Source organism: Ruegeria pomeroyi DSS-3 (assembly GCF_000011965.2).
Lineage (GTDB): Bacteria > Pseudomonadota > Alphaproteobacteria > Rhodobacterales > Rhodobacteraceae > Ruegeria_B > Ruegeria_B pomeroyi.
This window is the reverse complement of the sequence record NC_003911.12, coordinates 2,101,843-2,116,775: the sequence shown is the minus strand read 5'-3', so window position 1 is coordinate 2,116,775 and position 14,933 is coordinate 2,101,843. Positions and strand designations below refer to the sequence as shown.

Sequence of the window (14,933 nt, the reverse complement as noted above, 5' to 3'; positions counted from 1 at the left end):
AGAATGGCACATAAAAAAGCTGGCGGTTCCTCCCGTAACGGCCGCGACTCCATCGGTCGCCGTCTTGGCGTCAAGAAATACGGCGGCGAAGCTGTTGGCGCCGGCAACATCCTCGTGCGTCAGCGCGGCACCAAGTTCTGGCCGGGCGAAGGCGTTGGCATGGGCAAGGATCACACGATCTTTGCAACCGTCGACGGCGCCGTGAAGTTCCACAAGGGACTGAAAAAGCGCACCTTCATTTCGGTCCTGCCGGTGGCGGAGGCCGCAGAGTAAGCCGAAACCCAGAAGGTTTAGAAAAAATTCATGGGGGACCGGCAAGGATTGCCGGTCCCCTTTCTCGTTTTTCACCGAAGTTTGACCGGACGCCCCCAAATGGCCGTTGCCACGACCAGCTTTCTGCTCTTTGCCGCCGCACAGGTAGGCACGCCGGGCCCGGCCAACATGGCCCTGCTGGCCACCGGTGCGCGCTATGGCTTTCGCGCGGCGCTGCCCTTTGTCGCCGGGGTGGCCCTGGGCAAGCAGCTGGTCATCTGGCCGGTGGGGTTTGGCCTGATGGAACTGGCCGACCGGGTGCCGCTGCTGTTTCAGGCGCTCAAATATCTTTGCGTGGCCTATATTTGCTGGCTGGCCTGGAAGATTGCCAATCTGCGCCTTGCCCCCGGTGGAGGCGGGGACGGGGCGGCGCCGGGGTTTGGGGCAGGCCTTCTGGTGCATCCGCTCAACCCCAAGGCCTGGGCGATGATCGTCACCGGTTTCGCCGGTTTCGTTGCGCCGGGCACCGCTGCTTTTCAGGCAACGCTGACCGTGGCGCTGGGGCTGTTGGCCTGTCAGGCGGTTTTCCACCCGCTCTGGACATTTGCAGGCGATCGTATCGCTGCGGTGGTTGCAGGACGGCCTGGCGAGAAATACCTGATGTGGATGCTGGCGGGGCTGACCGTTGCATCCGTGATTTTTGGTGTGTTCGGAGGAGGAGCACAGAAATGAAGTTTGATACGATCATAAACCAACCGGTCATTGAAACCGAACGCTTTGACCTGCGCCCGCTGCGCAAGTCGGATATGGGCCTGATCGAGCATTACGCCCGTGACGAGCGGGTGGCGCGCATGACCACCTCGATCCCGCACCCGCTGCCGCCGGGCATGGCCGAGGGCTTTGTCGCCCGCGCCATGAGCGAGGAGCGCACCGAGGATGTTTGGGCGATGGATGCCACCCGCGACGGCGGGCCCGAGCTGATGGGCCTGATTTCGCTGGAACGGATGGATCGCAACCAGTCCGAGGTCGGGTATTGGGTCGCGCCCGTGTTCTGGAATACCGGCATCGCCTCGATGGCGGTCGAGGCGCTGGTGAATGCCAACCCGCTGGGCAACGCCACCATGTTCGCCAGCGTGTTTCAGGACAATCCGGCCTCGGCCAGGGTCTTGACCCATTGCGGGTTTCAGTATCTTGGAGATGCCGAGAGTTATTCGGTGGCCCGCGACGCCGCCGTCCCCACCTGGACCTATAGCCGCAAACTGTGACTTGGCCCGCCCGGGCCTTTGCAGTAGGGAGCACATATGAAATTTCTCGATCTTGCAAAGGTCTATATCCGCTCGGGTTCCGGCGGAAATGGCTGCGTCAGTTTCCGGCGCGAAAAATTCATCGAATATGGCGGCCCCGACGGGGGCGATGGCGGCAAGGGCGGCTCGGTCTGGGCCGAGGCGGTGGATGGGCTGAACACGCTCATCGACTTTCGCTATCAGCAGCATTTCTTTGCCCAGAACGGGGTGCCCGGCAAGGGGCAGCAGCGCTCGGGCAAGGATGGCGAGGATATCGTGCTGCGGGTGCCGGTTGGCACCGAGATCCTGGACGAGGACGAGGAAACCGTTCTGGCCGACCTGACCGAGGTGGGCCAGCGTGTGCTGCTGGCCAAGGGCGGTAATGGCGGTTTTGGCAACCTGCATTTCAAATCGGCCACCAACCAGGCGCCGCGCCGGGCCAACCCGGGCCAGGCCGGGGTGGATCGCACCATCTGGCTGCGGCTGAAGCTGATCGCCGATGTGGGCCTTCTGGGCCTGCCCAATGCGGGCAAGTCGACCTTTCTGGCCGCGACGTCCAACGCGCGGCCCAAGATCGCCGATTACCCCTTTACCACGCTGCATCCCAATCTGGGGGTTGTGGGCGTCGACAATGTGGAATTTGTGATCGCCGATATTCCCGGCCTGATTGCCGGCGCACATGAGGGGCGGGGCATCGGCGACCGTTTCCTGGGCCATGTGGAACGCTGCGCGGTGCTGTTGCATCTGGTCGATGGCACCTCGGGCGATCTGGTCGAGGATTACCACACCATCATTGGCGAGCTTGAGGCTTATGGCGGCGATCTGGCGGGCAAACCCCGCGTGACCGTGCTGAACAAGATCGACACGCTGGATGACGAAGAACGCGCCTTCCTGGTCGAAGAACTGGAGACCGCCTCGGGCGGGCCGGTGATGATGATGTCGGGCGCCTCGCGCGAGGGGGTGACCGAGGTGCTGCGCGCCCTGCGGGCCCGCATCGACGCCAACCGCCTGCGCGAAAAACCTGTGGAGGAGTCGCAGCCTTGGCAACCCTGACGACAGCCCGGCGGCTGGTGGTCAAGATCGGCTCGGCCCTGCTGGTCGATCGCAACACGGGCGACCTGCGCGCCGACTGGCTGCATTCTCTGGCGGCCGACGTGGCCTGGCTCAAGGGGCTGGGCCTGGATGTGATCCTGGTCTCGTCCGGCTCGATCGCGTTGGGGCGGGGCGTGTTGGGCCTGCCGCGCACGGCGCTGCCGCTGGAACAGTCGCAGGCCGCCGCCGCCGTGGGTCAGATCCGTCTGGCCCGCGCCTATGAAGAGGCGCTGGCCCCGCACAGGATCACAACCGCGCAGGTTCTGGTCACGCTGGAGGATAGCGAGGATCGCCGCCGCTATCTGAATTCGCGCGCGACGCTGGAAACGCTGCTGGGCCTTGGGGCGGTGCCCATCGTCAACGAGAACGACACCGTCGCCACCGACGAGATCCGCTATGGCGACAATGACCGGCTGGCTGCACAGATCGCGGTCACCGTGGGCGCCGATCAGCTGATTCTGCTGTCGGATGTGGACGGGTTCTATACCGGCAACCCCAGCGACGATCCGGGCGCCACCCGGTTCGACGTGATCGACCGGATCACGCCCGAGATCGTGGCGATGGCAGGGGATGCAGGCTCGGGCCTGTCCAAGGGCGGCATGAAGACCAAGCTGATGGCGGCACAGATGGCCACCGCCGGCGGCTGCGCCATGGCAATTACCGAAGGGTCGCCTCTGAACCCGCTGAAAACGCTGGAAAACGGTGCCAACTGCACCTGGTTCACCGCAACGCTTGATCCGCAGGCGGCGCGCAAACGCTGGATTGCGGCGATGAAGCCGCGCGGCGACATCACCGTCGATGCGGGTGCTGCGCGCGCGCTGGAGGGCGGCAAAAGCCTGCTGCCTGCGGGCGTGGCCTCGGTCACCGGCGATTTCGGGCGCGGCGATCCGGTGGCGATCCTCGGGCCTGACGGGCGGCGCCTGGGTCAGGGGCTGTGCCGCTATACCGGGGACGAGGCGCGCGCCATTCGCGGGCGGCAGTCTTCGGATATCGAGGCGACGCTGGGCTACCCAGGCCGCGCCGCGCTGATCCACCGGGACGACATGGCGCTTTGACCTGTCGGCCCGCAGACGCTACCCATTGATCCGACCGCAGCCCAGGGGCCCGACATGAAAGACATCGCCGACATCTCCGCCACCATGACCGAATTGGGCAAACGCGCCCGCGCCGCCGCGGCCCAATTGGCCTTTGCCAGCGCCGAGGCCAAGCGTGCCGCGCTGATCGGTGCCGCCGATGCGGTCTGGGCCCGGCGGGGTGAGATCATCGCCGCCAATGCGCGCGATCTGGAATTTGGCCGTGACAAGGGGCTGAGCCCGGCGATGATGGACCGGCTGATGCTGGACGAGGCGCGCATTCAGGGCATCGTCGACGGCTTGCGCACCGTGGCCGACCAGGATGATCCGGTGGGCGAGGTTCTGGCGGAATGGGACATGCCCTCGGGCATCCATATCCAGCGGGTGCGCACGCCGCTGGGGGTGATTGGGGTGATCTATGAAAGCCGCCCCAACGTGACAGCGGATGCCGGGGCGCTGTGCCTCAAATCGGGCAATGCGGTGATCCTGCGCGGCGGGTCCGAAAGCTTCCATTCCTCGGGTGCGATCCATGCCTGTCTGGTCGCGGGGCTGCGCGCCGCAGGCCTGCCCGAGGATGCGATCCAGCTGGTGCCGACCCGCGACCGGGCGGCGGTGTCCGAACTGCTGACCATGACCGATTATGTCGACGTGATCGTGCCGCGCGGCGGCAAGGGGCTGGTGGGTCTGGTACAGCGCGAGGCGCGGGTGCCGGTCTTTGCCCATCTCGAAGGCATCGTGCATATCTATATCGACAAGGCCGCCGATCCTGAAAAGGCGCTGCGCGTGGTGATGAATGCCAAGACGCGCCGCACCGGAATTTGTGGCGCAGCCGAATGTCTGTTGATTCACAAGGATATAGCGGACAATCTTGGTGCTGATCTGGTGCGCGCGCTGATCGAGGCCGGGGTCGAGGTGCGGGCCGAGGGGCTGCCCGGCTCGCTTGCCGCAACCGAGGCGGACTGGGGCAAGGAATACCTCGATATGATCATCGCGGCCAAGGTGGTCGATGACGTGGATGCGGCCATCGCTCATATCCGGCAGTATGGCTCGAACCACACCGATTGCGTGATCACCGAAGATGACGCGGTTGCCGCGCGCTTTTTCGAGCGGCTCGACAGCGCCATCCTGATGCACAATGCTTCGACCCAGTTTGCCGATGGCGGCGAGTTCGGCATGGGCGCCGAGATTGGCATCGCCACCGGCAAGATGCATGCGCGCGGCCCGGTGGGGGCGGCGCAGCTGACCAGTTTCAAATACCTGGTGCGCGGGAACGGAACGACCCGGGCCTGATCAGAACCGGATCACCAGCTGGCGGTCGCTGGTTTCAACCGTGACCCGCCGGCCGGCATCTTCGGCCACCGCCGGCAGGAGGGCGAATTGAACCTGCGCCGGTGTCACCTGTTTCAGGGCGGCGGGGTTGCTCAACCCCTCCCACAGGGCGGGATCGACCGACAGTTTCTCGGCCTCGGCGGTGACGATCCAGCGGTCTCCCTGCTGGTCCATCCGCACGCTGCCGCCAAAGGGCAGGGCGGTTTCGCAGCATTGCAGTGCCAGAAAGGCCATCCGCACCTCGGCGCGGGTAACCGGCTCAGTCGGTGCCCAGTCGGCCTTGGCCCGGGCGCTGCGGTTCAGATCGTCGAGCAGGCCGACCAGTTCGGCGCGGCCCAGCATCTGATCGCTCGACGCGCCATAGGCGATGCGAAAGAAGCGGATGCGTGCCCCGGCATTGCCGACGCTGTCGGCAATCAGCTCCATCTCGGGCCCCTCGACCGAACCGGTCATGTCCAGCAGCTCAAGCCCGTTGGTAATGGCGCCGATCGGGCTGATCAGATCATGACAGATGCGCGAGCCGATCAGGCTGGCCAGGTTGACGCCGCTTTGGGCCATGCGATACCTCCGTTATCAGACCTCACATCCAGCAGACAGGGCCCGGATATGACCGATCTCAATGCCATTCTTGCACCGGGCATGTTCGTGCGCCACCCCGATTACCCCGACTGGGGAACAGGGCAGGTCCAGTCCAGCATCGCCGGCAAGATCACCGTGAATTTCCCCGATCAGGGCAAGGTGGTGATCGACGGCACACGCATCGCCCTGCTTGTGGTCTTTGATCCGTGATTTGCGTTACCGAAAGGTTAACAGCAGGGCAGGCCCGCGCCTTTGTGTTGCAAACCCTGCGCAAGCCGCGCTATCTGCGCGCAACCACGATCGACCCGCCGGAGACCCATGCCTGACCACGGCCCCGCCTTCACCGTCAAGATTGCCGAGACCGAGGCCGAACTGCACGCGGCCCAGCGCCTGCGCTATGACGTGTTCGTACGCGAACTGGGCGGCAGCGGGGCGCTGGTCGATCATCAGGCCGGGCTGGAGCGGGACCGGTTCGACCCATTTTTCGACCATATGCTGTGCATCAACAACCGGTCCGGGCAGGTGGTGGGCGTCTATCGTCTGTTGCGGGATGAACAGGCGCAATCGGCGGGGCAGTTCTATTCCGAGGATGAATATGACCTTGGCGTGCTGAAACGCTCGGGCCGGCGGCTGCTGGAACTTGGCCGCTCCTGCGTGCATCCGGATTATCGCGGTGGCATGGCCATGTATCACCTGTGGAACGGGCTGGCCGACTATGTCGAGCAGCACGGGATCGAGGTTCTGTTCGGGGTTGCCAGTTTCCACGGCACCGATGTCGAGGCGCTGGCTCAGCCGCTGTCGATGCTCTATCACAACCACCTCGCGCCCGAGGATCTGCGGGTGCGCACCCAGCCCGCCCATTATGTCGACATGAACCGGATCACGCCCGAGGCGCTGGACCGGCGCCGCGCCATGCTCGAGGTGCCCTCGCTGATCAAGGCCTATCTGCGGCTGGGCGGGTTCGTGGGCGATGGCGCCTATATCGACCATGCCTTCAATACCACCGATGTCTGTCTGATCCTGGATACCGCGCGGATGAACGAGCGTCAGCGGCGCATCTATGGCGGGGGCTAGCAATGGCTCCGCTCTGGGACAGTGAGGACGATCCCGATCCGATCGAGATCGGCACCATCGGCTGGCTGCTGGTACTGGCACGCGGAGTGCCGCTGGCGCTGCTCGTCTTTGGTGGGCTGATCGTGCTGCTGCTGGTGCGGCTGGTCGAGCGTCCGCTGTGCGGCCTGCACCGGCCCGTCACGCCGCATATCACCCAGTTCGTCTGCCGAAACGCCTTTCGCATTCTCGGCATCGGGTTCGAGAGCAGTGGCGAGCTGATGCGCGAGCATGGGGCGGTGGTGGCCAATCATACCTCGTGGCTGGACATCTTCGCGCTCAACGCGCGCAAGCGGGTCTATTTCGTCTCCAAGGCCGAGGTGGCGAACTGGCCCGGGATCGGCTGGCTGGCACGCGCCACCGGCACCGTGTTCATCGAGCGCAATCCCAAACAGGCCCGCGAACAGACCCGCATTTTCATGGAACGTCTGGGGGTGGGGCACAAACTTTTGTTCTTCCCCGAGGGCACTTCGACCGACGGGCTCAGGGTGCTGCCGTTCAAGACGACGCTGTTTGCGGCGTTTTTCGCGCCCGAGCTTCGGTCGACCATGTATGTGCAGCCGGTCTCGGTGGTGTTTCACGCCCCCAAGGGCCAGCCCGATCGGTTCTATGGCTGGTGGGGCGACATGGAGTTCGGCCCCCATCTGCTCAAGACGCTGGCGGCGCGGCGGCAGGGACGGGTCGAACTGATCTATCACGCCCCGGCCCGGGTGAGCGATTTCGACAACCGCAAGGCGCTGGCCGCCCATTGCGAAGAGGCGGTGCGCCATGCGCACAGCCTGGCGCGGCTGACGCCCTGATTGCTCAATCCACCGGCAACAGCCGCTGTTGCAGCTTCGGCGCCGGGGCCAGCGGCAGCGCGGGAGCTGCCCGGGCCGGGCTTGGCGCGGTGGTCACCTGCGGCCTTGCTGGCGGTGTCTTGCGGCGGATCACCAATACGCCGGGCGCATAGCGGCCCGGATCGCCCCAGAACATCGCCTTGTCACCCTGACGCACCGCGATTGCCGCGCCATCAAAGGCGGCAATGGTCACCGCCCAAAGCTCGCAACTGAGAGAGCGGCCGCGATACTCGGCCTTCTCGGGATATGCGCAGGGCTCGCTGTCATAAAACCCGTCCGAGCTGAGCAGGCGACCCAGCTCGTATATGCCGGTGGGCTGGCGGGTGCGGACAAAGTTCATGTGACCGAACCGGTCATAAAGCAGTACGATCCGTTCGGTGGGCTTGATCTCCCCACTGGCGGCGCGGTCGAGGGCGATGCGCCCTTGCCGTCCTCCCAATCGGCTGTAATCGCGCGGTTCGATCACGCGGCGCCCCAGTTGCAGCAGATCGGAACAGGCGGTGAAGGTCTCGAGGAACCGTTGCGGGCTGGCCCCATCGGCCAGGTTCACCATGTCCAGCCCCTCGACATAGGAATAGGTGGCGCGGCCTTTGAAGTTCAGCCCGAACAGGAACGGCACCTGCCCGTCATAGCTTTCCGCGTTGCGACGGGCCATGTCGTTCAGGCACAGGATCGCATCCAGATTGCGGGCAAAGAACATCGATTGCATGTCGCGCCCGTTGATCCGGCGATAGCCCACCACCCGCGTGTCGCCCGCCACCCGGGCAAACCCCATCGGCACCACGGCCACAACAGCGGGGTCGTCGCGCACCGCCAGCCAGGCCTCGGCCATGGTGGGCGACAGGATGCGGGCGCCGCCGGTGGCGGCATCCACCAGAACGCCCTTGGCCGCCCGATTCCGGTAGGCGCGGTTGAACAGGTCCTCCATATCGAAGAACTCGTATTCATAGAGCGGCACCTCGCGACCAAACCGCAGCGCATCGTATTCGAAACGCCCGGTCTCCGGCCCGTCAAAGGTGGCGCCCTGTTTGGTCCAGACCTTGTCGAACCCGGCCAGCGGTTGCCAGCGCGCCTCCTGCGCAAGGGCGGGCAGGGCAAGGAGAGAGAGCAGGAGCGCAAGCAAGCGATGCATCAGCATGTCTTCCTCCCCTTTTTCGCGGTCACGATGATCTTCATGTCAAAGCCGCCGTCAGGGACTTGTCCGTCCAGCGTCACCGGGTTGTTCGGATCCAGCGGCCCGGACCGCTTGATGTTCGCGCGCACCGTGACAAAGCCCGAGGGCGCGTTGTTCAACGCGGTGCGCACGATACAGGTCACATCGTCCTGATAGCCGTTCACGTTGATATTCTGGGTAAAATTGCCGATGGTAATGGTCAGCACCGCCGCTTCCTGGCGGAAGATGTCATAGAAGCCGCCCTTGGTCTCGGGGCGGACATTGATATGAAACAGCTGATCGTCGGTGGCATAGAACTGATCCGAGATCTTGAAGGTCGTGTCATATAGCGGCACGCCGGCCTCGTTCACCGCCTGGCGTCCGTCATCCCCCTGGACCGGGGTCTTCTGATAGAACAGGTTGAGCGTATAGACCGCATCGACCTGATCGGTAACCGGCGACAGCCAGGCCTTGAGCATGTTGGTCTCGCCATATTCGCGGTAGAGATATTCCACGTAATCGTCGCGGAAATCGCTGACCGAAAGCAGCACCTGTCGCTGAAAGAACTTGCGGAACTCGGGATCGGCAAACAGCGCCTTGATCTCTTCGGCCTCGGGCGGACGGGCCAGACGTTCGATCACCGGGCCGCCTTCGGCCTCCAGCCATTTGCGCGCGGTGATCTGGTCATAGCCCGACAGCGCCCCGATGACATTGTCGCGGTGCCAGGCGCGATAGCCATCGTCGGGGCGGCTGAGTTCGGTCATGATCTCGGACGTCAGGCGCGGGCGCAACACCCCTTCCCAGATCAACACCACCACGATGGCGATCGGGGTTGCGACAATGGCGGCAACGATGCCGAAATCCTTGATCAGAGAGGACAGGTTGGACAGGGTCGCGCGCCAGCCGGCGGGTTTGGGTTTGTCGGCAGCAGGGGCGGGCGCGGACGGGGCCGCTTGTACTGCGGGCGGGCCTGCCGGAACCGGTCCTCCCGGTTCCGGGGCGGGTACGCCCCCATCGACAGTGTCGTTTGGCATGCCAATTCACCTATATCTACAAAGTCATTTCAAAACAGGGCTGGCCGCTGAAAGCTGCGACCGGAAAAGATGCAATCTCTGGATGAGTACCACAAAATCCGCTATGTTTCCAGATGAGGTATGGCGGGGCGGCCCCTGATATGGTCAATGCCCCTTGCGCCCCCGGTCCGGTCGCTGTATACGCGCGCCATTCAAAACCCGCAGGCGGGGTTTTGGTCCGTTTGGGGGAGACATCCCCATCCGAACCGCCGGTTGGAGCATCCGCTTCTTCTCCCCCGCCAAGGCGCAAACCGGAAAAGGAAATACCGCATGGCTCTTCCCGAGTTCTCCATGCGTCAGCTGCTGGAAGCTGGCGTTCACTTCGGCCACCAGACCCAACGTTGGAACCCGCGCATGTCGCCGTTCATCTACGGCGCTCGCAACGGCATCCACATCCTGGACCTGACCCAGACCGTTCCGATGCTGGACCAGGCGCTGAAAGCCGTGCGCGACACCGTCGCCAAGGGCGGCCGCGTTCTGTTCGTGGGCACCAAGCGTCAGGCCTCGGGCCCGATCGCCGAAGCCGCCGAGAAATCGGCCCAGTATTACATGAACCACCGCTGGCTGGGCGGCACCCTGACCAACTGGAAGACCGTGTCGCAGTCGATTCAGCGCCTGCGCATGATCGACGAGAAGATGGAAGGCGGCGCCGAGGGCCTGACCAAGAAAGAGCGTCTGGGCATGGAACGCGACCAGGCCAAGCTGCAGGCTTCGCTGGGCGGCATCCGCGAAATGGGCGGCGTGCCTGACCTGCTGTTCGTCATCGACGTCAAGAAAGAAGCGCTGGCCATCGCCGAAGCCAACAAGCTGGGCATCCCGGTTGTGGCCGTGGTCGATACCAACTGCTCGCCCGATGGTGTGGATTACATCATCCCCGGCAACGATGACGCCGCCCGCGCCATCTCGCTGTATTGCGATCTGGCCGCGCGCGCCGCACTCGACGGCATGACGGCACAGCTGGGCGCCGCAGGCGTCGACCTGGGCGAGCTGGAAGAGGCCCCCGCCGAAGAGGCGCTGGCCGAAGAGGCAGCCGCCGAGGCCTGATCGGCCCCGTCATCCAAATGACATATGGGGCAGGGTATGACCTGCCCCAAATCCGTTTTGAATTGAGGAGAGCCAAGATGGCAATCACTGCAGCACTCGTTAAGGAACTGCGCGACAGCACCGGCGCAGGCATGATGGACGCGAAGAAGGCCCTGACCGAGACCGATGGCGACATGGAAGCCGCGGTTGACTGGCTGCGCACCAAGGGTCTGGCGAAAGCCGCCAAGAAATCGGGCCGCACCGCCGCCGAAGGTCTGGTCGCCGTTGTCGTCGAAGGCGGCAAGGGTGTCGCCGTCGAGGTGAACTCGGAAACCGACTTCGTCGCCAAGAACAGCGATTTCCAGGAGATGGTCGGCAAGATCGCCGCTGCCGCTCTGGCCGCTGACGATGTCGACGCGCTGCTGGCCGCCGATCTGGGTGGCAAGAGCGTCGCCGATACGCTGACCGCCAAGATCGCCACCATCGGCGAGAACATGTCGGTGCGCCGTCTGGCCAAGCTCGAGGGTGAGACCGTTGTGACCTATGTCCACAACGCCGCTACCACCGGCATGGGCAAGATCGGCGTTCTGGTCGCCATGAAGGGCGGCGACGAGGCCCTGGGCAAGCAGGTTGCGATGCATATCGCCGCCGTGAACCCCGCCGCGCTGAGCGAAGCCGAGATGGACCCGGTCGTGGTCGAGAAGGAAAAGCAGGTGCAGATGGATATCGCCCGCGAATCCGGCAAGCCCGAAGCGGTGATCGAGAAGATGATCGAAGGCCGGATGAAGAAATTCGTCGCCGAATCGACCCTGCTGAGCCAGCAGTTCGTGGTCAACCCCGACCTGACCGTCGGTGCCGCCGCTGCTGAGGCCGGCGCAGAGATCACCGGATTTGTCCGTCTCGAAGTCGGCGAAGGCATCGTTGTCGAGAAAGAGGATTTCGCCGCCGAGGTCGCCAAGGCCGCACAGGGCTGATCCTGAAATGACTCTGATCGGCGCCGGGATATGCGGCGCCGGACATTCCGACCGGCCGTACGTCATGCGTGCGGCCGGTTTTCTTTTGCCGATTGGAACCGCTGCGCTGTCGACATGCGAAAAGGGCGAAACCGGCATCAGCCCGGTTTCGCCCGCAAGAAGAGAGGGGCCCCCGACGATGGGGATGGTAGGGGCCCCTCATGTACTCCGGCGCTGATACCGATCAATAGGCAGTCAGCGCCGAACAGGTCAGAGAGCCTTGATATTGCAAGGGTCTTTTCCCGATGTTCCCAGGCCAAAGCCACCACTCACGGAACACGATCATATTGCAAGAAGTGGCTCTGGCGCGAAAGTCGGGGATTCCTTACCTATGGTCAACTTTTGGAACAGACATTGTACAAACAGAGGTGGCGCCCCATCGGCGACAGAGCGATTTACCTTCTAAATCTTGAATATCAAAGGGTTATCAGGGAGAGCTGAAGCAGGCGCGTTCTTAGGCTTCCATGATGAACATCTGATTGTGCAGCGCGGCCTTCAGCACCGCCTGGGCCGTGGTTTCCACCGACAGTGCCTCGCGTGCAAGACGCAGGTGTTTTTCCACCGTGGCTGCTGTCAGCCCCATCAGGATGGCGATGTCCTGGGTGGTCTTGCCGTCGCCCACCCATTGCAGCGCCTCGCGCTGGCGCCGGGTCAGCGAGCGGTTGGGAGCCACATAGGGCAGGGTCATGATCTTGAGATGGGCCACGTTGTTCATCAGCAGGATGTCCTGCCCATGCGTCCGCCACAGGGCGTCGACCTCGTCCTGGCTCATCCCCTTGCGCGCACACAGCGAAATCGCGCCCTTGGTCCGGGCGGAAACCGAGGTGAAGCTGACCGTGTACCCGGCGGTCACCCCGTGTTCGGCATTGAACGCATAGACGCGCCGCTCTTGCGGGGTCAGCGTTTCGCTGTCCAGCATATCGGAAATCATCCGCCAGCTGCCGGCACCTTCGTGCTCCAGCGCCCAATGCAGCATCGGGGCGTGGAAATAGAGCCCCTCCTGCATGAACCCGTCGATATAGGATTGATCGTGATTGGTCAGGATCACGAAATCCTCGGGATCGCCCAGCGAGGTGGCGGTTCGATAGTTGGTATAGCCATAAAGCAGCCGGTCAAAGCCATATTCCGCCATCTGCCGGGTATGCCCATCCCAGAGCTCTTCCAGCGTGCGTACATAGCTGAGCTTTTCCAGATAGTTGCGCAATCTCATCGCGCGCCCTCCGGCGACAGATGCGCAGCAAGCGCATCGAGCGCCAGCAGATAGCCCTGGGCGCCAAAGCCGCAGATCTGGCCCAGCGCCACCGGCGCTATGTGCGACACATGGCGGAACGCCTCGCGCGCATGGATGTTGGACAGATGCACCTCGACCACCGGCAGTTCGACCGAGGAAATGGCGTCGCGCAGCGCAATCGAGGTATGGGTATAGGCCCCGGCATTCAACACGATGCCGCGATGCACACCCTTGGCGGCATGGATCGCATCGACCAGCGCACCCTCGTGATTGGATTGCAGGCAGGCGACCGACAGCCCCCGGCTCTGGCCATGCGCGATACAGGCGCTGTTGACCATCTCCAGCGTTGTCGTGCCATAGACCTCGGGCTGCCGGGTCCCCAGCAGATTGAGGTTCGGGCCGTGCAAGACCAGAATACTTGTCATCACTTTAAATCCCCATTCAGGATTCTCTTAGACAGGAATAGGGCGGGCTGTCCACCTTGCAGTCACCCAAACCAGTGACAGCGCGGAATTTTCCTTGGATCAGTTGGCTTTGGGCAACGCCTGTTCGAACAGGCTGAGGGTCAGCCATTCGGCGGCCAGGGCCGGGGTGCCGCTGCCTTCGATCTCGACCGTCAGCGCGTATTTGCGCAGCAGTTCGGTGGCGCTGCGCTGGCGCGCCTCGATCAGGCGGAAATGGCCGCGCAGCCGTGCGCCGGCGGGCACCGGGGCCAGGAAGCGCAGCTTGTCAAAGCCGTAGTTGATCCCCATCACCTGGCCCGGCAGTGGCGCCAGCACGTCGTAGACAAAGCGGCTGCTCAGCGACAGGGTCAGGAACCCATGCGCGATGGAGCCGCCAAAGGGGGTTTCGGCAGCGGCGCGGGCCGGGTCCACATGGATCCACTGGTCATCCATCGTCACCTCGGCAAACCGGTCGATCATCGCCTGATCGACGGTGATCCAGTTCGAGGCGGGGATCTCTTGGCCGATGCTGGCCTGTTCCTGGCGCAGGGCCTGTTCAAGCGGGGTCATGGTGGCTGTCCTTTCCATCCTGGGTCACGCGCCGCTGAACCGCGGCCTGCGTTTCTCGGCAAAGGCGCGGGCGCCTTCGCGGTGATCGTCGCTGAGCAGGGTGCGGATCATGCGATCTGCCTCGATATCCAGCGCCTGGCGCAGGTCCACATCGCCGGCGCGGTCGATGTTTTCCTTCATGTAGCGCAGCGCCATCGGGGCAAAGCCGGCGATCTGGGCGGCCAGCGCCTGCGCCTCGCCCAACACATCCGCATCCGCGACCACCCGGTTGACAAGACCCAGCGCCAGCGCCTCGTCCGCGCAGATGCGGCGGTTGGTGAAATAGACCTCCTTGGCGCGGGCGGGGCCGATCAGGCGGGCCAGCAGCCAGCTGCCGCCGAAATCGCCCGACAGGCCGATGCCGCCAAAGGCGGGCAGCAGATAGCCGCTGTGCCCACTGACACGGAGGTCGCAGGCCAAAGCCAGCGACATGCCCGCCCCGGCAGCGGCACCGGGCAGGGCGGCGATGCTGGGTTTGCTCAGCCGGGCGAGGCGCAGTGCGATATCGTCCTGCGCCTGCCGCAGGCGGCGGGTCATCGCGTCGGCGTCGGGCTGCGCGCCATCCCCCAGCGCCGCGCCCATGCTGGTGATGTCGCCACCCGCGCAAAAGGCACCACCTGCGCCGGTCAGCACCAGCACGCGGGCGCGGGGGTCGTCGTCCAGCAAGGCCAGCATCCGGCCCAGCGCCTGGGGCAGGTCGCCCGACAGCGCATTGCGCCGTTCGGGATTGTTCAGCGTCAGGGTGGCCACGCCATCGGCAAGGCCACACATCAGCAGTTCCGATCCGGTGTCTATCTCGTTTTGGGTCATTGCATCCTCTTCCCGATCCGG

The 14,933-nt window shown here is 64.3% G+C and carries 18 protein-coding genes; 11 read left to right on the top strand and 7 right to left on the bottom strand.

The window, feature by feature from the left end:
- Positions 1-3: 3 nt before the first annotated feature.
- The 6 genes from rpmA (at position 4) to SPO_RS10065 (ending at position 4,990) form a co-directional block, all read left to right on the top strand.
- Positions 4-273: a 50S ribosomal protein L27 gene (gene rpmA / locus SPO_RS10090; RefSeq protein WP_011047720.1), complete on the top strand. Its 270-nt coding sequence runs from the start codon at positions 4-6 to the stop codon at positions 271-273.
- Positions 274-372: 99 nt separating this feature from the next.
- On the top strand, positions 373-984 hold the full coding sequence (locus SPO_RS10085) for a LysE family translocator (protein WP_044028246.1): 612 nt from the start codon (positions 373-375) through the stop codon (positions 982-984).
- Positions 981-1,517: a GNAT family N-acetyltransferase gene (locus SPO_RS10080; RefSeq protein ID WP_011047718.1), complete on the top strand. Its 537-nt coding sequence runs from the start codon at positions 981-983 to the stop codon at positions 1,515-1,517. Before SPO_RS10085 ends, SPO_RS10080 begins: the two co-directional genes overlap by 4 nt.
- A 36-nt stretch (positions 1,518-1,553) precedes the next feature.
- Positions 1,554-2,588 (top strand): GTPase ObgE, encoded by a 1,035-nt coding sequence (obgE, locus tag SPO_RS10075; protein WP_011047717.1) that lies wholly within the window; start codon positions 1,554-1,556, stop codon positions 2,586-2,588.
- The gene (gene proB / locus SPO_RS10070) at positions 2,576-3,682 is read left to right on the top strand and encodes a glutamate 5-kinase (RefSeq protein WP_011047716.1); all 1,107 of its coding nucleotides are present in this window, start codon (positions 2,576-2,578) and stop codon (positions 3,680-3,682) included. The genes obgE and proB overlap by 13 nt, the downstream gene beginning before the upstream one ends.
- A gap of 54 nt (positions 3,683-3,736) precedes the next feature.
- On the top strand, positions 3,737-4,990 hold the full coding sequence (locus SPO_RS10065) for a glutamate-5-semialdehyde dehydrogenase (protein WP_011047715.1): 1,254 nt from the start codon (positions 3,737-3,739) through the stop codon (positions 4,988-4,990).
- Here the strand turns inward: SPO_RS10065 and SPO_RS10060 are convergent, their stop codons facing one another.
- Positions 4,991-5,587, bottom strand: coding sequence for a histidine phosphotransferase family protein (locus SPO_RS10060; RefSeq protein ID WP_011047714.1), 597 nt, complete (start codon positions 5,585-5,587; stop codon positions 4,991-4,993).
- 48 nt (positions 5,588-5,635) lie between these two features.
- On the opposite strand from SPO_RS10060, the gene SPO_RS10055 reads away from it, so the two are divergent.
- From SPO_RS10055 to SPO_RS10045, 3 genes are all read left to right on the top strand, one after another.
- A complete protein-coding gene (locus SPO_RS10055; protein WP_044028244.1) occupies positions 5,636-5,818 on the top strand; it encodes a DUF3553 domain-containing protein in 183 nt (60 codons plus the stop codon).
- A 108-nt stretch (positions 5,819-5,926) separates the two neighbouring features.
- A complete protein-coding gene (locus SPO_RS10050) occupies positions 5,927-6,682 on the top strand; it encodes a GNAT family N-acetyltransferase (protein ID WP_011047711.1) in 756 nt (251 codons plus the stop codon).
- Positions 6,683-6,684: 2 nt separating this feature from the next.
- Entirely contained in the window at positions 6,685-7,518 is an 834-nt protein-coding gene (locus SPO_RS10045; RefSeq protein WP_011047710.1) for a lysophospholipid acyltransferase family protein, read from the top strand.
- Positions 7,519-7,522: 4 nt separating this feature from the next.
- Here SPO_RS10045 and SPO_RS10040 read toward each other — a convergent pair whose 3' ends face one another.
- Positions 7,523-8,695: a hypothetical protein gene (locus SPO_RS10040; RefSeq protein ID WP_011047709.1), complete on the bottom strand. Its 1,173-nt coding sequence runs from the start codon at positions 8,693-8,695 to the stop codon at positions 7,523-7,525.
- The gene (locus SPO_RS10035; RefSeq protein ID WP_011047708.1) at positions 8,689-9,744 is read right to left on the bottom strand and encodes a hypothetical protein; all 1,056 of its coding nucleotides are present in this window, start codon (positions 9,742-9,744) and stop codon (positions 8,689-8,691) included. The genes SPO_RS10040 and SPO_RS10035 overlap by 7 nt, the downstream gene beginning before the upstream one ends.
- A gap of 309 nt (positions 9,745-10,053) precedes the next feature.
- Here SPO_RS10035 and rpsB point away from each other — a divergent pair, with 309 nt between their 5' ends.
- A complete protein-coding gene (gene rpsB / locus SPO_RS10030) occupies positions 10,054-10,827 on the top strand; it encodes a 30S ribosomal protein S2 (protein ID WP_011047707.1) in 774 nt (257 codons plus the stop codon).
- 77 nt (positions 10,828-10,904) lie between these two features.
- On the top strand, positions 10,905-11,780 hold the full coding sequence (gene tsf, locus SPO_RS10025) for a translation elongation factor Ts (protein WP_011047706.1): 876 nt from the start codon (positions 10,905-10,907) through the stop codon (positions 11,778-11,780).
- 493 nt (positions 11,781-12,273) lie between these two features.
- Here tsf and SPO_RS10020 read toward each other — a convergent pair whose 3' ends face one another.
- From SPO_RS10020 to SPO_RS10005, 4 genes are all read right to left on the bottom strand, one after another.
- Positions 12,274-13,029, bottom strand: coding sequence for a LuxR family transcriptional regulator (locus SPO_RS10020; protein ID WP_044028241.1), 756 nt, complete (start codon positions 13,027-13,029; stop codon positions 12,274-12,276).
- Complete coding sequence (gene aroQ, locus SPO_RS10015) at positions 13,026-13,475, bottom strand: type II 3-dehydroquinate dehydratase (protein WP_030003213.1); 450 nt, start codon at positions 13,473-13,475, stop codon at positions 13,026-13,028. Before aroQ ends, SPO_RS10020 begins: the two co-directional genes overlap by 4 nt.
- A gap of 99 nt (positions 13,476-13,574) precedes the next feature.
- Entirely contained in the window at positions 13,575-14,063 is a 489-nt protein-coding gene (locus SPO_RS10010) for a MaoC family dehydratase (protein ID WP_030003212.1), read from the bottom strand.
- 24 nt (positions 14,064-14,087) lie between these two features.
- Positions 14,088-14,912 (bottom strand): enoyl-CoA hydratase, encoded by an 825-nt coding sequence (locus SPO_RS10005; RefSeq protein WP_011047702.1) that lies wholly within the window; start codon positions 14,910-14,912, stop codon positions 14,088-14,090.
- Positions 14,913-14,933 lie beyond the last annotated feature (21 nt).